Annotated in this window: 20 protein-coding genes; 4 read left to right on the forward strand and 16 right to left on the reverse strand. The window is 61.7% G+C overall.

The genetic code is table 11. The features are described 5' to 3' along the window. Window positions 1-96 precede the first annotated feature (96 nt). Complete coding sequence (locus PspS35_RS07015) at window positions 97-306, reverse strand: cold-shock protein (RefSeq protein WP_002554837.1); 210 nt, start codon at window positions 304-306, stop codon at window positions 97-99. Between the two features lie 389 nt (window positions 307-695). Here PspS35_RS07015 and dcd point away from each other — a divergent pair, with 389 nt between their 5' ends. Both dcd and PspS35_RS07025 read left to right on the forward strand, forming a co-directional pair. Then, on the forward strand, window positions 696-1,262 hold the full coding sequence (gene dcd, locus PspS35_RS07020; protein ID WP_003172320.1) for a dCTP deaminase: 567 nt from the start codon (window positions 696-698) through the stop codon (window positions 1,260-1,262). A 107-nt stretch (window positions 1,263-1,369) separates the two neighbouring features. Continuing rightward, the gene (locus PspS35_RS07025; protein ID WP_010212420.1) at window positions 1,370-1,567 is read left to right on the forward strand and encodes a hypothetical protein; all 198 of its coding nucleotides are present in this window, start codon (window positions 1,370-1,372) and stop codon (window positions 1,565-1,567) included. A gap of 23 nt (window positions 1,568-1,590) precedes the next feature. On the opposite strand, the gene pdeM is transcribed toward PspS35_RS07025, so the two are convergent. The 14 genes from pdeM to PspS35_RS07095 all read right to left on the reverse strand — a co-directional run bounded on the left by pdeM (window position 1,591) and on the right by PspS35_RS07095 (window position 16,230). Beyond that, window positions 1,591-2,241 (reverse strand): ligase-associated DNA damage response endonuclease PdeM, encoded by a 651-nt coding sequence (pdeM, locus tag PspS35_RS07030; RefSeq protein ID WP_159933309.1) that lies wholly within the window; start codon window positions 2,239-2,241, stop codon window positions 1,591-1,593. Beyond that, window positions 2,241-4,721 (reverse strand): ligase-associated DNA damage response DEXH box helicase, encoded by a 2,481-nt coding sequence (locus PspS35_RS07035; RefSeq protein WP_159933310.1) that lies wholly within the window; start codon window positions 4,719-4,721, stop codon window positions 2,241-2,243. Before PspS35_RS07035 ends, pdeM begins: the two co-directional genes overlap by 1 nt. A gap of 58 nt (window positions 4,722-4,779) precedes the next feature. Beyond that, entirely contained in the window at window positions 4,780-5,544 is a 765-nt protein-coding gene (locus tag PspS35_RS07040; protein WP_159933311.1) for an ATP-binding cassette domain-containing protein, read from the reverse strand. A gap of 13 nt (window positions 5,545-5,557) precedes the next feature. Then, a complete protein-coding gene (locus PspS35_RS07045; RefSeq protein WP_159933312.1) occupies window positions 5,558-6,676 on the reverse strand; it encodes a succinylglutamate desuccinylase/aspartoacylase family protein in 1,119 nt (372 codons plus the stop codon). Window positions 6,677-6,685: 9 nt separating this feature from the next. After that, window positions 6,686-7,396 (reverse strand): ABC transporter permease, encoded by a 711-nt coding sequence (locus PspS35_RS07050; RefSeq protein ID WP_159933313.1) that lies wholly within the window; start codon window positions 7,394-7,396, stop codon window positions 6,686-6,688. Next, window positions 7,393-8,121, reverse strand: coding sequence for an ABC transporter permease (locus PspS35_RS07055; RefSeq protein WP_159933314.1), 729 nt, complete (start codon window positions 8,119-8,121; stop codon window positions 7,393-7,395). The genes PspS35_RS07050 and PspS35_RS07055 overlap by 4 nt, the downstream gene beginning before the upstream one ends. A 57-nt stretch (window positions 8,122-8,178) precedes the next feature. Continuing rightward, a complete protein-coding gene (locus PspS35_RS07060; protein ID WP_159933315.1) occupies window positions 8,179-8,958 on the reverse strand; it encodes a transporter substrate-binding domain-containing protein in 780 nt (259 codons plus the stop codon). A gap of 224 nt (window positions 8,959-9,182) precedes the next feature. Continuing rightward, the gene (locus PspS35_RS07065) at window positions 9,183-10,817 is read right to left on the reverse strand and encodes an ATP-dependent DNA ligase (RefSeq protein ID WP_159933316.1); all 1,635 of its coding nucleotides are present in this window, start codon (window positions 10,815-10,817) and stop codon (window positions 9,183-9,185) included. Continuing rightward, window positions 10,814-11,818: a ligase-associated DNA damage response exonuclease gene (locus tag PspS35_RS07070; protein ID WP_159933317.1), complete on the reverse strand. Its 1,005-nt coding sequence runs from the start codon at window positions 11,816-11,818 to the stop codon at window positions 10,814-10,816. The genes PspS35_RS07065 and PspS35_RS07070 overlap by 4 nt, the downstream gene beginning before the upstream one ends. 119 nt (window positions 11,819-11,937) lie before the next feature. Continuing rightward, window positions 11,938-14,379 carry a penicillin acylase family protein gene (locus PspS35_RS07075; RefSeq protein WP_159933318.1) on the reverse strand — a complete coding sequence of 814 codons (2,442 nt, stop codon included), beginning with the start codon at window positions 14,377-14,379 and terminating at the stop codon, window positions 11,938-11,940. A gap of 179 nt (window positions 14,380-14,558) precedes the next feature. After that, a complete protein-coding gene (locus PspS35_RS07080; RefSeq protein ID WP_003189235.1) occupies window positions 14,559-14,759 on the reverse strand; it encodes an SEC-C metal-binding domain-containing protein in 201 nt (66 codons plus the stop codon). After that, window positions 14,756-15,238 carry an LEA type 2 family protein gene (locus tag PspS35_RS07085; protein WP_159933319.1) on the reverse strand — a complete coding sequence of 161 codons (483 nt, stop codon included), beginning with the start codon at window positions 15,236-15,238 and terminating at the stop codon, window positions 14,756-14,758. The genes PspS35_RS07080 and PspS35_RS07085 overlap by 4 nt, the downstream gene beginning before the upstream one ends. Window positions 15,239-15,257: 19 nt before the next feature. Continuing rightward, window positions 15,258-15,728, reverse strand: a complete 471-nt coding sequence (locus PspS35_RS07090; protein ID WP_159933320.1) for a YchJ family protein — start codon at window positions 15,726-15,728, stop codon at window positions 15,258-15,260. 4 nt (window positions 15,729-15,732) lie between these two features. After that, the gene (locus tag PspS35_RS07095) at window positions 15,733-16,230 is read right to left on the reverse strand and encodes a DUF6231 family protein (RefSeq protein ID WP_159933321.1); all 498 of its coding nucleotides are present in this window, start codon (window positions 16,228-16,230) and stop codon (window positions 15,733-15,735) included. A gap of 206 nt (window positions 16,231-16,436) precedes the next feature. Here PspS35_RS07095 and PspS35_RS07100 point away from each other — a divergent pair, with 206 nt between their 5' ends. After that, entirely contained in the window at window positions 16,437-17,195 is a 759-nt protein-coding gene (locus PspS35_RS07100) for a collagen-like protein (protein ID WP_159933322.1), read from the forward strand. Window positions 17,196-17,292: 97 nt separating this feature from the next. Here the strand turns inward: PspS35_RS07100 and PspS35_RS07105 are convergent, their stop codons facing one another. Then, the gene (locus PspS35_RS07105) at window positions 17,293-17,757 is read right to left on the reverse strand and encodes a CopD family protein (protein ID WP_159933323.1); all 465 of its coding nucleotides are present in this window, start codon (window positions 17,755-17,757) and stop codon (window positions 17,293-17,295) included. Between the two features lie 99 nt (window positions 17,758-17,856). Between PspS35_RS07105 and dinG the strand changes: the two genes are divergently transcribed. Next, the gene (gene dinG, locus PspS35_RS07110) at window positions 17,857-20,001 is read left to right on the forward strand and encodes an ATP-dependent DNA helicase DinG (RefSeq protein WP_159933324.1); all 2,145 of its coding nucleotides are present in this window, start codon (window positions 17,857-17,859) and stop codon (window positions 19,999-20,001) included. Window positions 20,002-20,023: the final 22 nt, after the last annotated feature.

Genomic DNA, 20,023 nt, shown 5'->3' on the forward strand with positions numbered 1-20,023 from the left:
TTTGTGCCTGGTATTACATTGACGTCAGGGTCAAATCCCAGACATAAAAAAACCCCGCTTTTAAGGGCGGGGTCTTTTCGACTAAGTCAGTACAAGTTAGATAACTTGAACTTCTTCAGCTTGCATGCCTTTCTGACCGCGGGTAGCGATGAAAGAAACCTGTTGGCCTTCTTTCAGGCTTTTGAAGCCGTCGGATTGGATAGCTTTGAAGTGAACGAACAGGTCGTCACCGGATTGTGGAGTGATGAAGCCGAAGCCTTTTTCATCGTTGAACCACTTAACGGTACCAGTTTGGCGATTAGACATGGTGTATCTCCTTGGACAAAGTTAACTGCGACTCAGGAAAAGCCCTGGCCGAGACTGAGTGCAAAGAGCAGGAAAAATTCTTGGAGATGGTTGGATCGAAATTCAACATATCGTGTAGAGATTCTCAGTGACACAAGCAGCACAGTGGCGCCACCTTAACCCTTTTTCCGGAACGTGCCAATGGTATTTCCGAAGGTTTCTCTATTTTCGTGACTGGCGGTGGTATTTACAGACGCCGGATGCAGCGATACGGCCCCCGGCTCCGCTGGCTGCGCCTTATAGCGGGCGATGCATTCATCAAGAAAAGCCCCACGCCCTTTGAACCCCAACGCTGGCCCCGGTAAGATGCCACACAGAATTTTTCCACCTCGCTATTCAGGACACCCGCCATGAGCATCAAATCGGACAAGTGGATTCGCCGCATGGCGCAAGAGCACGGCATGATCGAACCATTCGTCGAGCGCCAGATCCGTGGTGAAGGCGATGACCGAGTGATCTCGTACGGCGTTTCCAGCTACGGCTACGATGTACGTTGCGCCGATGAATTCAAGGTGTTCACCAACATCAACTCGGCCATTGTCGACCCGAAGAACTTCGACGAAAAGAGCTTCGTCGACGTCAAGAGCGACGTGTGCATCATCCCGCCAAACTCCTTCGCCCTGGCGCGCACGGTGGAGTTCTTCCGTATTCCCCGCGACGTGCTGACCATCTGCCTGGGTAAAAGCACCTACGCGCGCTGCGGCATTATCGTCAACGTGACGCCGCTTGAGCCCGAGTGGGAAGGCCACGTGACGCTGGAGTTCTCCAACACCACGACCCTGCCGGCCAAGATCTACGCCAACGAAGGCGTGGCACAGATGCTGTTCCTGCAGTCCGACGAGGCCTGTGAAGTGTCCTATAAAGACCGTGCGGGCAAGTACCAGGGCCAGCGCGGCGTCACCTTGCCACGCGCTTGATCGAAAGGTCCTGCGCGTAAAGGGAATTAGTCCGCAGAAAGTGACTCTATTGGGTGTACTGCCTCGGCGCGTGCAAAACGCGCCGGGCCACGCTTGAGGAGTGCCTTATGAAGATCGACCCGCGAATCAGCGCAGAACTTGCCCGGCTTGAACCCAACCAGATTGGCGTTCTGGCCTGGTCCCTGATGGCCGATCCCGCTTATGCGGGCGGCATCCCCGGCCAGCCTGAGCCGGATTACCCCCAGCCTACCGAACCCGGTGAGCCGACCCTTCCGGACGAGCCGCCACCGGCACCTGTTGCCTGATAGCAGCAGGGGCTGCGGTTGCCTCACTGAATCGGCCAGACCTGATGATCGCCAATCACATAGATTTGGTGGTCATCGTCCTGCTCCACCCCATACCCTCCAGTAAACGAACCAAACGCCGGCAGCAGGCTGACACGCTTGCCCAGTTGGAAGCATGGCAGGCGCAAGCTTTGACGGCCTTTGCCGCGCAAGCGATGCACGGGGTGCACGTGGCCCGCCAGTACATGATGGCTGGCATGAGCATTGGGTTCGTGTTGCAGGGCAAACGGACCCATTAGCATGGGCTCCGGGATTACTTCGATCTTTAAGTCGGCAGGTGGGTCGCCCGCGCGTTTATCGTGATTGCCGCGAATGAGGGTCATGGGCAGGTCGCGATAACGCCCTCGCCAGGCTCTGAGCGCCCCCAGCGTGCCACTGGCCTGTGAGCCGGGGCCGTGCAGGAAATCACCGAGAAAGATCATCTGCTGGCACGCCTGGGCTGCCAGTAGTCGATCCAATCGCCGCAGATTTTCGCTGGTAGTCCCTTGGGGCACCGGTTGCCCCAGGCTGCGATAGGCGGCCGCCTTGCCGAAGTGCGCATCGGCAATCAGCAGGCACTGACGCGCAGGCCAGTAAATGGCCTTGTCTGCCAGCAACCACAGTTCTTCACCCTCAAGCGTCACTGAACAATGCATCAGCGTTTCCCGTTATCCGCGACTGTTTCCAGATCCTTGACCATCCGCGCAATGCGCTCCGAGAGTTTTTCCGAACTCAAGCTTTCACGCATCCGCTCCACCAGCAGGGGGAACGCCAGGGGCGTAGGACGTTCGATCACATGCATGTCCAGTTTCAACGCCGACAATCGAAGCAAGGTCTCTTCCAGTCGGCGAATATCCAACTCGTCACGCAGCACTTCTTCTCCGGCCTGGGCCAGCAGCAGGTTCTGCGGGTCATATTGCTTGAACACCTCGAAGAACAATCCGCTGGACGCTTGCACCTGCCGCGTACTTTTCGGCGCACCGGGGTAGCCGGCAAACACCAGCCCGGCGATACGGGCGATTTCACGAAAGCGTCGCAGGGCCAGTTCCCCTGCATTCAGGCTGGCGACGACGTCCGTCAGCAAAGTCGCCGGGCTCAGCAGAGTCTCGTTCAGCAATGTCGGCCAATGCACAGGCGTAGCGCTCAGAAGCTCCAAACCATAGTCATTGACCGCGATGGAGAAGGTCACCGCCTGCCCTTGGCTGACTCGCCAGGCGAGCAAACTCGCCAGCCCCAAATGCACTTGGCGTCCGGCAAACGGGTACAGAAACAGATGCCAGCCCTCCCGCGATTTCAGCGCTTCGGCCAATAAATGTTCGCGTGTGGGCAGGCCGGACCAGCGTAATTGGGCCTGCAACAACGGTTGCACCGCCTGCATCTCGGGACCTTCGAAACGGCCGTGCGCCGCTGCATCAAAGCGCGCCACCACGGCGTCGGCCAGCTCATTGGACAGTGGCATGCGCCCGCCATTCCAGCGCGGTACGGCGGCTTTTTTCGCGGTACTGCGGCGCACGTAGGCTGTCATGTTTTCGACTCGCACCAGCTCCAGCAGGCGCCCTGCAAACAAAAAGCCGTCACCGGGCTTGAGCCGTGCGATAAAGCCTTCTTCGACACTGCCCAGGTTCTTGCCGCCGCCACCCTTGCTCCAGAACTTCAGCTGGATACTCGCGTCGCTGACAATCGTGCCCACACTCATGCGATGGCGCCGCGCCAGCCGAGCGTCGGGCACCCGCCAGATGCCTTGCTCGTCGGGCTCCACACGGCGGTAATCCGGATAAGCGGTGAGCGACAGGCCGCCATGCCGCACAAACCCCAGCGCCCAGGCCCAGTCGGCGTCTGTGAGGTCGCGATACGCCCAGGCACCGCGTACTTCCGCCAGCAACGCGTCCGGTGTAAAGCCGCCGCCCAGGGCCATGCTCACGATATGTTGTACGAGAACATCCAATGGCTTGTGGGGCGATTCGCGGGCTTCGATGCGCCGCGCTGAAATTGCATCCTGGGCCGCCACGGCCTCGATCAGCTCAAGGCTGTGGGTTGGCACCAGCGTCACCCTCGAGGGCCGCCCCGGCGCATGGCCGGAGCGTCCGGCACGTTGCATCAGGCGCGCCACGCCCTTGGCCGAACCGATCTGCAGCACCCGCTCCACCGGCAAGAAATCCACCCCCAGGTCCAGGCTGGACGTGCACACCACTGCCTTGAGCTGGCCGTCTTTCAACGCCCGCTCCACCCAGTCACGGGTTTCCCGAGACAACGAGCCGTGGTGCAGGGCAATCAGCCCAGCCCACTCGGGCCGGGCCTCCAGCAACGCCTGATACCAGATCTCCGATTGTGCCCGCGTATTGGTAAACACCAGGCAACTGCTGCTCGCCTCCACCTCGGCGACGACCTGCGGCAACATCTTCAAACCGATATGCCCGGCCCAGGGGAAACGCTCGGTGACCAGCGGCAACAAGGTGTCGACTTTCAGCTGTTTGGTTGTCTGCCCCTGTACATTGATTGCGCTGCCTTGTGGGACCAGGACCTCAAGCGCGTGGGCCTGATTACCCAAGGTTGCCGAAATGCCCCACACCATCAGGCCGGGATGCCAGCGTCGCAGCCGCGCCAATGCCAATTGCAACTGCACACCCCGCTTGTTGCCGATCAACTCATGCCATTCGTCCACCACCACCATGCGCAGGTGCGCCAGGCTCGCCTCGCTGTTGGCGCGGGCGAGCATCAGGGTCAGGCTTTCCGGGGTGGTGATCAGTGCGCTGGGTTGGCGACGGGTTTGTCGGGCGCGCTCGCTGTTACTGGTATCGCCCGTGCGCAGCCCGACGGTCCAGGGAATCTGCAAGCTCGCCAGCGGCGCTTCAAGGGCGCGAGCCGTGTCGGCGGCCAGCGCACGCATCGGCGTGATCCACAGCACTGTGAGGGGCTCGGCCGGCGGCGCGCGTTTACCCGTAGCGGGCGGGCGGCTGATGGCGAAACGGTTGAGGGCGGCAAACCACAAGGCATAGGTTTTGCCCGCGCCGGTGCTGGCGTGCAGCAGCCCTGACTGGCCGGCCTTGACCGCCGTCCACACCGCCTTTTGAAAGGCGAACGGCTTCCAGCCTTTGGCGGCAAACCATTGCTTGGCGAAGTCGGTGGGTTTTGCCATACGGCGGCTGACATTCCGGAGGGTCTATACCCACAGACCCTCCAGGCGCCGCAAAGGTTTACTTCAAGTTGCCACTCAAGAACTGCTGCAAGCGCTCGCTCTTGGGGCTGCCCAACACATCCTCAGGTGCGCCTTGCTCCTCCACCAGGCCCTTGTGCAGGAACAGCACCTGGCTCGACACCTTGCGCGCAAAGCTCATCTCGTGGGTGACCATGATCATGGTACGGCCTTCCTCGGCCAGGCCCTGGATCACCTTCAACACTTCGCCCACCAGTTCCGGGTCGAGGGCCGAGGTGGGTTCGTCGAACAGCATGACCTCCGGTTCCATGGCCAATGCGCGGGCGATGGCCACCCGTTGCTGCTGACCACCGGAGAGAAATGCCGGGTACTGATCGGCCACCCGTGCTGGCAGGCCGACCTTGTCCAGATAGCGTCGGGCACGGTCCTCGGCGTCTTTCTTGCTGCAGCCCAACACCCGGCGCGGGGCCATAGTGATGTTCTCCAGCACGCTCATGTGGCTCCACAGGTTGAAGTGCTGGAACACCATCGCCAGCCGCGTGCGCAGGCGCTGCAATTCGGCGTCGTCGGCCACGCGCATGCCGTGGCGGTCGCTGACCATGCGGATCGGCTTGCCGTCGAGGGTCATGGCGCCGTCGTTGGGGGTTTCCAGGAAATTGATGCAGCGCAAAAAGGTGCTTTTGCCAGAGCCGCTGGCGCCGATCAGGCTGATCACGTCACCGGTCTTGGCCTTGAGCGAGACACCTTTGAGCACCTCATTGTCGCCATAGCTTTTGTGCAGGCCTTCAACGGTCAATTTGTACATGGGGCGTGCATCCTCAAGGCGAAAGTAGGTAGCCGCTGCGGTAGGCCTCGGTGCCTGCGACGTGGCCGATGACCATCCCGGCAGTGGCCATGCGGCGCAGCGAACGAGCGTAAAGCAGGCCTGCGTTGTGGCAGTGCACGGGCGTTACGCGGTCGGTAATGGGGTCGATGATTTCGGCGATCAGTTGCCCGGCTTCCAGGTATTCACCGGGCAGAGCGCGGAACACCAGCAAGCCGCCCACCGGCGTGGCCACGGGTTCAACGCCCGCCAGTGGGGTGGCCGGGTAGGGCAGTTGGGGCAACGGGGCCGGCTCGCCGGCAATTGCGCCGAAGTGAATCAGGTAGTCGATGATCGCCTGGCAGTCGAGGCTGGCCAGGCCGTGGTTGACGTCGCCCTGGCCGCGCAGTTCGAGCGTCACCGAAAAGCTGCCCATGGGAATCGGGAAGCGTTCGGCAAATCGTTGCTGCAACTGCCACCAGACCAGGGTGAAGCACTCATCGAAGGACTGCCCGCCGGAGTCGGTGGCCAGCAAGTTGGCTTGCGAGCCGATATAGCGCGCCAACGGCTCCACCTGCGGCCAGGCCTGGGGCGTGGTGTACAGGTGCGCCACGGCTTCGAAGTCGCAATGCAGGTCCAGCACCATCTCGGCGTCGCACGCCAGGCGTTGCAGCACCAGCCGTTGAGACTGCAATTGGGTTGCGGCGGTTTGCCCGGCGAGGGCGCTGCTCAATGCGGCGCGAATCAGCTCGACATTGTTTTGCGGATCATCCCCGAGCAGCGCCTCGACCTGGTTGCCCACCTCTTCACTGAGGTCGACAAACAGGCGATTGAAGTTCTGCCCGCTTTCCAGCTCGTAGCGGCCCAGGGGGATATCCATCAACACTTGTTCCAGGCCCACCGGGTTGGCGATGGGCACCAATACGATCTCGCTCAACAGCCGCCCGGCGGCGGCCAATTCGGCGAGGCGCACCTTCAGGTGCCAGGCCACCAGCATGCCGGGCAGCTCATCGGCATGCAGCGATGCCTGGATGTAGACCTTGCCTGCCGCCTGCGGCGGGCCGAAGTGGAAACTGTGGATCTGCCGCGTCGTGCCCGGCACTGGCGAGATCAGTTCATGTCGCTGATGACGCATGAAGGCTCCTTAATGACTCGGCCCGAGGAAGGCCAGCCAGCGACGCTCCGCCAGCCGAAACAGGCCGACCAGCGCAAAGGTCACGGCCAGGTAGATCAGCGCGGCAATGCCGAACGATTGAAAGGTCATGAAGGTCGCCGAGTTGGCATCCCGCGCGACCTTGAGAATGTCCGGGATGGTTGCGGTAAACGCCACGGTGGTCGAATGCAGCATCAAGATCACTTCGTTGCTGTAGTACGGCAACGAACGGCGCAGTGCAGACGGCATGATCACGTAGGCGTAAAGCTTCCAGCCGCTGAGCCCGTAGGCTTTGGCGGCCTCGACTTCGCCATGGGCCATGCTGCGGATCGACCCGGCGAAAATCTCCGTGGTGTAGGCGCAGGTGTTGAGGGCGAAGGCCAGGATCGTGCAGTTCATCGCGTCGCGAAAGAACGCATCCAGCACCGGCTGGGCGCGTACGGCGGCGATGCTGTAGATGCCGGTGTAGCAGATCAGCAACTGGATATAGAGCGGCGTACCGCGAAACAGGTAGGTGTAGAACTGCACCGGCCAGCGCACCAGGCGGTTGCGCGATACGCGGGCGATGGACAGCGGGATCGACACCAGAAAACCGATCACCAATGCGGCGCTGAGCAACCACATGGTCATGGCCAGGCCGGTGATGTGCTGGCCGTCGCTGTAAAGGAACGGGCGCCAGTATTCCTGCAGGAGTTCGATCATCGCACTGCCTCTCGGGAGCCTGCGGAGTAGCGACGTTCAAGACGGCGCAAGACAAAGTTGGAAGCGCTGGTGATCACCAGGTAGATCAGCGCAGCCAGCACCAGGAAATAGAACAGCTGGTAAGTGCTTTTGCCCGCGTCCTGGGCTGCCTTGACCAAGTCCGCCAGGCCGATGATCGACACCAGCGCCGTGGCCTTGAGCATCACCATCCAGTTGTTGCCGATGCCGGGCAGCGCAAAGCGCATCATCTGCGGGAAGGTCACGTAGCGAAACCGCTGACCGCGCTTGAGCCCATAGGCGGTGGCGGCTTCCAACTGGCCACGGGGCACGGCGAGGATCGCGCCGCGAAACGTCTCGGTGAAATACGCACCGTAGATAAAGCCCAGGGTGATCACCCCGGCGCTGAATGGGTCGATCTCGATGTATTCCCATTCCATAAAATCGGTCAGGCCGGTGAGCCAGGTTTGCAGGCTGTAGAAAATCAACAGCATCAGCACCAGGTCAGGCACCCCGCGAATCAAGGTGGTGTAGAGCTGGGCGGGAATGCGCAGGAAGGGCAGGCTGGAGAGTTTGGCGCTGGCGCCAAGCAGGCCCAGCAATACGCTGACGGCCAGGGACAGCACCGACAACTTGATGGTCATCCAGGTGCCTTGCAGCAACAGCGGGCCGAAACCCTTCAAGCTGAGCGCGCTCAGCCCGAGGGTTTGCAACAGATCTTCGAACATAAATCAGGACCTATGGCGATAAAAAAGCGCCCCTCCAACGAAGGGGCGCCCCAGGCATTACTTGCCGCTGTACAGGTTCAGATCGCCAAAGTGTTTTTTCTGGATAGTGGCGTAGGTGCCATCATCGTGTAACGCTTTGATACCTTTATCCAAAAGCGCCTTGAGTTCAGTGTTACCTTTTTTGATACCGATCGCGGTTTTCGACGGCAGCAATGGGTCGTCAATGGCCGCGCTGACTTCGTAGCCGGCACCGGCTGGCGACTTCAGAAAGCCCAGTTCGGCTTGCAGCATGTCCTGCACGGACGCATCGAGACGGCCGGACGTCAGGTCAGCATAAACCTGGTCCTGGTTGGCGTAGGCCTTGGTGGTCACACCGGCCTTGTCCAGTACAGCCTTGGCGTAGGCTTCCTGGATAGTGCCTTGCTCGTAGCCCACGGATTTACCCTTGAGTGACTCAGGGGTAGAGAACCCGGCGCCTTTTTTGAACACCAGCGAGGTAGGGCCGGAGAACAGTTCGCTGGAGAAGTCGATGGCCTTCTCGCGCACTGGGGTCACGGTCATGGACGAAATCACGCCGTCGAACTTGTTGGCCTTCAGGCCCGGGATCATGCCGTCGAAGTCACTTTCGACCCACTTGCACTTGACCTTCAGCTCGGCACAGATGGCATTGCCCAGGTCGATATCGAAGCCTACCAGGCTGCCGTCGGCGGCTTTGGACTCGAACGGCGCGTAGGAAGGATCGACACCAAAACGCAATTCCTTGTATTCCTTGGCCAGCGCGGTACCGGCGGCCATGCACAGAGCCAGTGCAGAAAGGGTCAGCAATGCTTTTTTCATTATGTAATCCCTGGAAACCAAGATAAGCGCTTGTGGCGCGTTTAGGACTGTTACTGAACGGTGTCAGACGGATCTCAAGTAGCAATTTCTGCACCATAGTTCCGAATGAGCGTTTTAAAAGGTGGGAATAGGGGATCTTGAGTGTAGGAGATGCCCGAAAGTGGGCGCGGGAAAATGAGCGCACCATTTCGAGTCATACGGACATTCAAAGGTGAGGATTTATGTCAGGTCAGGAGGTCCTGCAGGGTGGCCAGGTTGTCGGCCTGCTCCACTGTCTTGTCCTGTCGCCAACGGAGCATCCTTGGAAACCGCACCGCGATCCCGCTTTTATGGCGTTTGGACAGGGCAATGCCCTCAAATCCCAACTCAAACACCATGCTTGGGGTCACGCTGCTGACCGGGCCGAACTTTTCCACGGTGGTCTTGCGCACAATCGCGTCGACCTTGCGCATTTCTTCGTCGGTCAGCCCGGAGTAGGCCTTGGCAAACGGCACCAAGGCGCGCTCGCGGCCGGGCGGTCCATCCCACACGGCAAAGGTGTAGTCGCTGTATAAGCTGGCGCGCCGGCCATGCCCGCGCTGGGCGTAGATCAACACCGCATCGACGCTGAACGGGTCGACTTTCCACTTCCACCACAGCCCCATGTCCTTGGTGCGACCCACGCCGTACAGGCCTTGGCGATTCTTGAGCATCATGCCTTCGACGCCGAGGCTGCGGGAGGCTTCGCGTTGCTGCGCAAGGTCTTGCCAGGTTGCGCCCGTCAGCAGCGGCGAGGCCTGCAACACTGGCTGGTTGCACTGAACAATCAGCTGTTCCAGTTGGGCGCGGCGTTCGGCCTGGGTGTGGTTGCGCCAGTCGTCGCCCCGATGCTCCAGCAGGTCGTAGGCGAGGATCGCTACCGGCGCATCCTCAAGGACTTTTTTGCTCAGGGTCTTGCGGCCAATGCGCTGTTGAAGCAGGGCGAAGGGTTGCACCGAGTCTTTCCATACCACGATTTCGCCGTCGATCACCGTACCATCGGGCAGGCCACTTACCAGGCTATGGAGTTCGGGGAAACGCTCGGTGACCAATTCTTCGCCTCGGGACCAGACCCACAGGCGCCCCTTGCGCTTGACCAGTTGCGCGCGAATGCCATCCCATTTCCATTCCACCTGCCAGTCAGTTGGGGCGCCGAGCAGAACGTCGAATTGCTCCACCGGCTGCGACAACCCGTGAGCGAGAAAAAACGGATACGGCTGCCCGCCCCGTTGCGCATGTTCGTCAGACGATTCGGCGGCGATCAGCTTGAGGTAGCCCTCGGGCGTAGGGCGGTTGGACAGGTCGGTGTAGCCCACCAAGCGCTGGGCCACGCGTTTGCTGTCCAGCCCGGCCATGGCCGCGAGGGCGCGGGTGACCAACAGTTTTGACACGCCCACACGAAAGCTGCCGGTGATCAGCTTGATGCACACCATTAGGCTCGGTTGATCCAGCTGTGCCCATAACGCCGGCAGGCGCTCGGCCAGGTCCAGGGGCGACAGGCCGCGCAAGGGCAGCAGTTTTTCTTCGAGCCACACAGCCAGGCCGTCTTCTGAGGTGTAGGTCGATTCTGGTAACAGCAGGGAAATCGTCTCGGCCAAGTCGCCCACCGACTGATAGCTCTCTTCGAACAGCCACGGTTCGATGCCGGACGCTGCGGTGGCCATGTCTCGCAACAGCCGCGTCGGCACCAATTGCCGAGGGCGTCCGCCGGACAGGAAATACACCGCCCACGCCGCATCCTCAGGCGGCGCCTGCAGGAAGTAGGCTTGCAGGGCCGCGAGCTTGGCATTGCTGGAAGTGGTGGCGTCGAGGTTGGCGTACAACTCGGCGAAGGCCTTCATGGGCTGGCCTCTTCTTCATCATCACCGTATTGGGTAGTGAAGCCCTGGGCATCCAGGCCTTTTTCCCGCAGGTGGCGCACCAATACGCCGACAGAGCCGTGGGTCACCATCACCCGTTCGGCGCCGGTTTGTTCGATGGCCCACAGCAAACCGGGCCAGTCGGCGTGGTCCGAGAGCACAAAGCCTCGGTCTACACCGCGCCGCCGCCGCGTGCCGCGCAGGCGCATCCAGCCACTGGCGAACGCGTCGCTGTAGTCGCCGAAGCGCTTGATCCAACTGCTGCCGCCGGCGGAGGGCGGGGCGATGATCAAGGCTTGGCGCAGCAGTGGATCGGTCTTGGTGAAGTCCCCGGCATAAAGCGTGTCGGGAATGTAGATACCGGCCTCGCGGTACACCCGGTTCAGCGGTTCGACCGCACCGTGACTGAGGATCGGGCCGATGCTGGCGTCAATGCCATGCAGGATGCGCTGGGCTTTGCCGAAGGAATAGCAGTACAACACGCTGGCCTTGCCGGCGGCGATATTGGCCTGCCACCAGTCGTTGATTCCGGCAAAAATCTGCGCCTGGGGCTGCCAGCGGTAGATCGGCAGGCCAAAGGTGGATTCGGTGATAAAGGTGTGGCAACGCACCGGCTCAAAGGGCGCACAGGTGCCATCCGGCTCGACTTTGTAATCGCCGGACGCCACCCAGACTTCACCCTGGTATTCCAGGCGCACCTGGGCTGAACCGAGCACGTGCCCGGCCGGGTGGAAACTCAAGGTCACACCGTGGTGCAGCAGTTTTTCGCCGTAGGCCAGGGTTTGCAGGTTGATGTCCTGACCCAGGCGCGAACGCAGGATGCCTTCGCCGGGGGCGGCGGCCAGGTAATGCTGGTTGCCGTTGCGGGCGTGGTCGCCATGGGCGTGGGTGATGACCGAGCGTTCTACGGGGCGCCAGGGGTCGATGTAGAAATCACCGGCGGGGCAGTAGAGACCTTCGGAGCGGGCGATGACAAGGTCCATGGGGCGTGCCGGGGGCGATGGGCTTATCAGTAGGAGGAGAGTGAGCCTTGAGAAGTTCTATCTAAATGCAGAGCGCCAAATGTGGGAAGGGGCTTGCCCCCTCTCACATTTGGAGCCGGTTATTTGCCTGGCGTCAGGGTCAACCGGGCCTTGCCATACACCTTCTCAAAGTTCTGCGGTTGCATCGGGAAGCTCAGGTATTGCGCCTTGAGCGACGGGTCGATGCCATTGGCATAGTTCGGGCTGGCCGGGTTGCCGGATTGGCCGATACCGCCCTGGCCCATCATCGGTTCCATCTGGCTGAAGTCGACGATCATGCGCAGCGCCGGGACCTGGGTGGTATTGAAATCCTGGCCCCAACTGTACGGCGCCGGGTTCAAGGTGTTGTGGTCGCCACCGGAGGCCAGTGGGCCACGAATCACTTGGCCGCTGGTGTTTTGCCAGGTGGTGGTGTGCAGTTTGCCCCACTGCCAGGCCTTGTGATCGGCGCCCAACAGGCTGTCGCCGGCGGTGATCGCGGCCGCGAGGCTGCGAGCGAGGATCGCCGGTTTGTCTTCTTTTTGAGGTGTACGCACGTCGTCCCAGAACGGGCTGTCTTCGCGGCCCAGCAAGTGGTCGGCCTGGGCGGCGTAGGACAGGTTGGCATTGCTGACGAAGGCTTTCCAGCTGGCGCTGTTTTGCGGGCCGAGTTCGTCGAGGAAGATCTGCTGGGTGCTTTCCTGCAGGAACAATTCGTACAGTGCCGCGTCGGCGGATGTCGCAACGAGACGGCCGTCAAAGGCCATCAGGCGCTTCAGCGCTTCGCGGGCCTTGGCCTGTTCGGCCGCTGGCAGGGCATCGATCGCTTGTTTCAGCGGCAGGGCCATGCCCGGCGCCTGGAACATGGTCTTGAGCTTGGCTCCGAAGGTGGTGGTCTGGTCGTATTGCATGGCGATCACGCTGCGGCTGTCATGCTTGCCGGCGTTGGCCAGTTGCGCCAAGCGCTCGCTGCGCTCCGGTGCATCCCAGGAGTTGGACAACTGCATGCCATAGCCACGCGGCGCGGTGCGCTGGTTGGCGGTGCCGATCCAGCCTTGGGCCGGGTCCTGGTCATAGGGGTGCAGCATCGCGTCGGCGTAACCGTCCCAATCAAAGCGCGCATCCCAGCCCGGCGACGGCAGCAAGCCTTCGCCTTCGCGGCGGTTGGGGAAGCGGCCGGTGACTTGCCAGCCGATGTTGGTGGCGTCGGCGAACACCATGTTCAAGGCGATGGCGCGGATTTCCCGGGTGGCGTCCGAGGCCTTGGCGACGTTTTGCGCGCGGGACAGGTCGAAGAACGCGTCCAGGCTCTTGTCGTCTTTGAAGTCGGCGGTTTGCAGGGCCAGGCCCAGCCCGCTGGTCAGCGCCTGGCTGCTGTTGAGCAGGGCGCCGTGACGGGTTTCGTACACCACTTCGCGAATCGAGCGCTGGCCTTTGACAAAGAAGGTTTCGTTACGCACGCCGGCCGGCAACCATTTTCCGTTGTTCTCGTAGTACAACGCGTTGCCCTGGCGTTTGACCTTTTCCAGGAACAGGTCCTGGGTGTCACCCTTGACCGCGCTCATGCTCCACGCGACTTTGCCGTTGAAGCCGGACAACAGCGTCGGCAAGCCGGCGATCGAGGCGCCAACGGCCTGGTACTTCGGTGCGCGGATCTGCACGTAGTTCCACGGTGACGGGGCTTGTGGCTGGGCGGCGAGGTCGTTGGCCAGCAGGCTTTTGCCGCTGCGGCTGCGTTGCGGGCCAATCGCCCAGTTGCTCGACGTGGTCACGGCCAGCGAATTGAGGCTGCTCAGTTGCTGGCTCACGGTGTCGAGCCCGGCCAGGCCAGTGATCTGGCTGAAGTTCACGCCCTTGAGTTTCTCGGCTTCAGCCAGTGGGATCGGCTCATCCGGCGCGCTGGGGGTGAGCCAGGCGAGTTTGTCGACGCCGACCTTTTGCGCCAGCACGAGGGACGCCAGCTCTTCCTGCAGGTTGGCCGACTCGCTGAAATTCAGCAGGCAGAACAACAGCGCCGAATCTTCCGGCTTCCAGTACTCGGGCTTGTAGCCGCTCTGGGCCAGGTCCGGCGGCAGCTTGTCGCGGTAGCGGAACAGGTAGGCGTTGACGCCACGGGCATACACTTCGAAAAAGCGCTTGAGGCGCGGCGATGAGGCGTTATACAGCTCGCCGGCGCTTTTCTTCAGGTTGACCGCCCGCATGAAACGGTCGACATCCAGCACTTGCGGCCCGGACATTTCCGCCAGGCGGCCCTGGGCCAGCAGGCGCAGGGTGACCATCTGGGTGATGCGGTCACTGGCGTGCACATAACCAAGGCTGAACAGCGCGTCGTGGAAGGTGTTGCTTTCGATCAGCGGCATGCCTTGGGCATTGCGGCGCACCGACACATTCTGTGCCAGGCCTTTGATCGGCTGCACGCCCGCAACGGGAGGCAGGGTGTCCTGGGTGCTCTGGAGCTGGCAACCGGCCAGGCTTAATGCACTGGCCACTGCCGCGGCAACGCCGAACCGGGGAAGAAAATGTGAGAGGGCTGGCGAGGCCATGGCAAAGCTCCTGCGGGGGGTAGCGTCAGTAAAGGCGCTACGTTAGTGAGCGCGGCGAAGCGACGCAAGCAGGAGCTCAGGCTTATTTTCAGGAATTGCCCATCAGGACTTTGGCGGCTTGGCGTTGCGCACCCGTCATACGCCCGGACGGTCGCCGGGCGCTGATTACCGTGTTGGGCTTACGCCCCGTGGCACTTCTTGAATTTCTTCTCGCTGCCGCACGGGCAAGGGTCGTTGCGGCCAACGTCCTTCAACGCATTGCGCACAGGCTCTTGGTGAGCGTGGCCGCAGTTCGGGCCGTGGACATGGCCGTGGTCGTGATCATGGTGATCGTGATCGTGGTTGCAGTCAGGACCATGGACATGGGGTTGCTGAGTCATCGATGTCGCTCCGGAATAAAATCGCCGGGGATTATCACGCCATTGTGGGCTACCTGCACGTCATAACCGATGAATAATCCGGTTTTGAGCTCACCTTCCAGGCGATACGGCACGGGCTGGTCGGGTTTTTTCAGCAGTTGCACCACGCTGCGTATCTGCGGCCAGAGGTTGGTGCGCACCGAGACCTTGAAAAACCGATGGCCCTTGGGCGGCACGGTGAGCCATTCATTGGACTCGCCTTCAGTCAGCACAAAGTCATCCAGCGTGACTTTGTAGATCAGGCCCCGCACGGTCAGATCGGCGTCGTCGCGGTTGTCTACGCGAAAGTACAGCTTGAATTTCTGCTCCAGCAATTTGGCCCGTACTACTTCGACCTTCACCAGTGACACGTGGGGCGCTGGCGAATTGTCTTCGAACCACGAAGCACACCCGCTCAGGCCGAAGGTCAACGCCAGCATCAAGCTGTATATCCGAAGCATGGCGTGGGTCCTGTGGTGGTTAGAGGTAGCTTGCGCAGCACTTCTTGAACTTTTGCCCACTGCCGCAGAGGCAGGCATCGTTGCGTCCGGCTTTGACCTCTACCGTGGGGTCGATGAAGTACCAGCGCCCGTCATTCTGTACGAAAGAAGACTGCTCGCGGTGGCTATGTTCGCCAGTGTTGTCGTGCCAGCGTGCGGTAAAGGTCACGAAGGCGTGTTCCGGCTGGCCGCCGAACACCTCGGAGCTTTCCACCTCAAGGCCAAGCCAGGTGCTTTGTGCACTCCAGGCGCTGATGGCGGTGCGGTCCAGGCCCGTCTGTTGCGCGGGCAACGTGGTGGCCACCAGATAGTCCACCAGGCCCAGCACATAGGCGCTGTAGCGCGAACGCATCAACGCGCTGGCGCAAGGGGCAGGGTGGCCGGCGTGATAATGGCCGCAGCAGGCATCCAGCAGGTTGCCACTGCCGCAGGGGCAAATGGATGTACTCATCGGGTTACCACCAATACTTTCCGAAGTTTTCCGGGTTGGCCCAGAAGCGGGCGTTGAGCCAGTCGGGCACCTGTTTATAGTCAAGCAGATCGTAGGTAAACAGCGTCAGCACTTGCTCATCGCGCTGGAAGCGCTCGCCGGCCTGCAGGGCCAGGGAGAAGAAGTCGGTGTCCTTCCAGTCGCAGGCAACCAGGTCTACCAGCACCGCAATCCGGCTGGTGTTGAGGTTGCGAATACCGCCGAGCAGCGTCAGGCCTAGCGGTTTGGAAAGGTGTTCCAGGCAGTCGACCACCAGCGCCAGGTCAAAACGCTGCGCCGCGAGTTCTGCGGGCAATGGTCCAGGCGCTGCGACGGATACTTGGGTGTCGGGGTGCGCTGCCTTGAAGGCATCCAGCGCCGGGAACTGGCTGGCACCCAGCAGCAGCAGGCGTTTGGGCTGGTGCAGGTCGAGCAAGGCGGCCAGCGCTTGCTGGGGGGTACGGGCAGAAATACCAGCGGTCATCAGAGATCCTCACATCAGGACCGTAGAGACTAGCGCGGCTGAGCGTGCTGGCCTAGAGCGAGAGGCTGCGAAAAATCCTCCGGGGGCGGTGATCCTCGCTTAAACCGTGCCCTTCTCAAGTTTTTTGATCCTTCACTGGCAAATCGCCGGTAGAAGTCGTTACTGTGCGTCCAAAGAAAAATTTGAAAATACTCAGGAGCCCCATGATGCGTAAGGTTTTTCTGTTGGCCCTGTTGGTCAGCCCCGTTGCCCTGGCCCAGAGCGTCAGTGTTGAAACCAACTCGTTGATGCGCCTGCCCAGCAGTACCAGCGTGTTGCAACTGGAGCGCCTGGACGTGGCGGACTACGGCACCTTGCTGATCCCGGCCACGATCAGCCAGGTCACGGTGGATGAACTGCATCTGGGGCGCGATGCGCGCATCGCCATTGTGCCTGGCAGTACCGCATTGCAGTTGCAGGTGCGCCATGCGCAACTGGAACATGGCAGCCAGATCACTTCGCGCGGTGCGCCCGGCACCCACGAAAAACCGGCCAAGGCTGGGCGTGACCTGATCTTGCGTATCAATTCGCTCACGGCTGAGGAACTGTCGGTGGACGCCCGTGGCGGCGCCGGTGCCCAAGGTTATGCCGGACTCGACGGTGCCAACGGCGTGGACCCAGGTTGCACCTGGGGCGCGGCGGGGCGCGGGTTTAATGGCGATAACGGCGGCGATGGCCTGCCGGGTGCGGCGGGCGCGCAGGTGCGCGTCGAGTTGCCGAAGGATTTTGCGGCGCAGCAGATCAAGGTCTGGGTGGATGGCGGCGCCGGTGGTCTGGCCGGTGTGGCGGGCAAGCCGGGCAAGGGCGGGGAGTCCAAAGGTTGCTTGGTGTACCGTGCCGATGGCGGCGAAAAAGGCCGGCCAGGGCTGGAAGGGCAACCGGGGCCGGTTGGGCCGGCGGGGACTGTGACTATCCAGCGGCTATGAGTCGAATGGTCTGATGCCATCGGGGGCAAGCCTCCCACATTAGATGTATTCCGAATGTGGAAGGGGGCTTGCCGCCGATGGCGATGCAGGACTCATCTCAGAACATCGGCCGAGCCGAAGCAATCGCCACCACCAGCAGCCCGACAATCAAGTTAACCCCCACCAACTTTCGGATCTGCCCCAGCGCAGCGGCGCCCGCCGGCCAATCCTGGGCCGCCACTGCTGCCTTCAACTGCGGGAACTTCAATGCCTGGATGCGGATAAACAGCGCCGCCATCACCACATACAAGCCCATCATCACCTGCACATAGCGCGGCGCGGTCTCAAAACCATTGAAGCGCAGATGCAGCAGGCCCACACCGCTGATCGGCAAAATCAGCACGGCGACCCACACCCACACGAAAAAACGTTGAAACACATTCGCCCACAACGTGAGCCGGGCAGGGCCCTCAAGTGCCGCCACAGCGGCGGGGCGCAGGATCATCCAGGCGAAAAACATGCCGCCCACCCATACCAGGGCGGCCAATACATGCAGGGTGTAAGCGAGGCTAAACGCGGTCATTGTGGTACTCCGTTCTGCGCGGGATTAATTAGCGGGGTATGATAGCGGCCGATCCGAACCACTGAAAATTTATCCAGCGTTTTTTGCGCCCGACTATCCATGATCAGCACTGAACTCAAAACCACGATCCAGGGTGCCTACTCGCGTTTTCTCGAAGCCAAGAGCTTGAAACCGCGCTATGGCCAACGCCTGATGATCGCCGAAGTCGCCAAGGTCCTCGGGGATATCGACACCGACGACGAGGGCCGCCGCGAGGGTGAGCCTGCCGTCGTGGCCGTCGAGGCCGGTACCGGTACCGGCAAGACCGTGGCCTACAGCCTGGCCGCGATCCCCACCGCCAAGGCCGCCGGCAAGCGCCTGGTGATCGCCACCGCCACCGTCGCCCTGCAAGAGCAGATCGTCTACAAAGACCTGCCCGACCTGATGCGCAACAGTGGCCTGAACTTCACGTTTGCCCTGGCCAAGGGCCGTGGCCGCTACATGTGCCTGTCCAAGCTCGATGTGTTGCTGCAGGAAGGCCATGCGCAGACCGCCACGGCGTCGCTGTTCGAAGAAGAAGGCTTCAAGATCGAGGTTGATGAAGTCAGCCAGAAGCTGTTTACCAGCATGATCGAGAAACTGGCCGGCAATAAATGGGACGGTGACCGCGACAGCTGGCCCACCGCCCTGGAAGATGCCGACTGGGCACGCCTGACCACCGATCATAGCCAGTGCACCAACCGCCATTGCCCGAACTTCGGCCAATGCGCGTTCTATAAAGCACGCGAAGGCATGGGCAAGGTCGATGTGATCGTCACCAACCACGACATGGTGCTGGCCGACCTGGCCCTGGGCGGCGGCGCCGTACTGCCCGACCCGCGTGACACCCTCTACGTGTTCGACGAAGGTCACCACCTGCCCGACAAGGCCATCGGCCACTTCGCCCACTACACGCGCCTGCGCTCCACCGCCGACTGGCTGGAGTCCACCGCCAAGAACCTCACCAAGTTGCTGGCCCAGCACCCGCTGCCCGGTGACCTGGGCAAGCTGATCGAACAGGTGCCGGAACTGGCGCGGGAGATCAAGACCCAACAGCAATTCATGTTCAGCGCCTGCGAACAGGTCGCCGACTTCAAGCCCGGCGAAGACGTGGAAGGCCGTGAACGGCCGCGCCACCGCTTTGTCGGCGGGATGATTTCCGAGCATATGCGCGAAATGGGCATCGAACTGAAGAAGGGCTTTTCGCGCCTGACCGACCTGTTCACCCGCCTCACCGACTTGCTGAAGGAAGGCATGGATGGCGAGGTCAATATCGGCATCGCCAGCAACCAGGCCGAAGAATGGTACCCACTGTTCGGCAGCCTGCTGTCACGTTCCCAGGGCAACTGGGAGTTGTGGACCGCCTTTACCGTCGAAGACCCGGAAGACAACCCGCCCATGGCCCGTTGGCTGACCCTGTCCGAAAGCGGTGCGCTGTTTGATATCGAGGTCAACGCCAGCCCGATCCTTGCCGCCGAAATGCTGCGCCGCAACCTGTGGAATGTGGCGTATGGCTGCCTGGTAACCTCGGCCACGCTGACGGCCCTGGGCACGTTCGACCGTTTCCGCATGCGTGCTGGCTTGCCGAAAAAGGCCGTCACCGCTGTGGTGCCAAGCCCGTTCCATCACGCCGACGCCGGCGTGCTGCGGGTGCCGGACCTCAGGGCCGATCCTCGGGACGCGCCGGCCCACACGGCTGCGATCATCCGCGACTTGCCTGGCCTGGTCGAAGGCTCTCGCGGCACCCTGGTGCTGTTTTCTTCGCGCAAGCAGATGCAGGACGTGTTCGACGGCCTCGATCGCGACTGGCGCAAGCAGGTGTTTATCCAGGGCAACCTGTCCAAGCAGGAAACCCTGAACAAGCACAAGGCGCGCGTCGATGGCGGTGATTCCAGTGTGCTGTTCGGCCTGGCGAGCTTTGCCGAAGGCGTCGACTTGCCGGGCGCCTACTGTGAACACGTGGTGATCGCCAAGATCCCGTTCTCGGTGCCGGATGACCCGGTCGAGGCCGCGTTGGCCGAATGGATCGAAGCCCGGGGCGGTAACCCGTTCATGGAGATCTCGGTGCCGGATGCTTCCTTGAAGCTGGTGCAGGCCTGCGGGCGCTTGCTGCGTACCGAAGAGGACCGGGGCACCATCACCTTGCTCGACCGTCGTTTGGTCACCCAGCGCTACGGTAAAGCTATCCTCAATGCTTTACCGCCTTTCCGGCGCGAAATTTCTTAAGCCACCGTGGGCGGATTCGCCC

The sequence above is a fragment of the Pseudomonas sp. S35 genome, assembly GCF_009866765.1.
In the GTDB taxonomy this organism is placed as follows: domain Bacteria; phylum Pseudomonadota; class Gammaproteobacteria; order Pseudomonadales; family Pseudomonadaceae; genus Aquipseudomonas.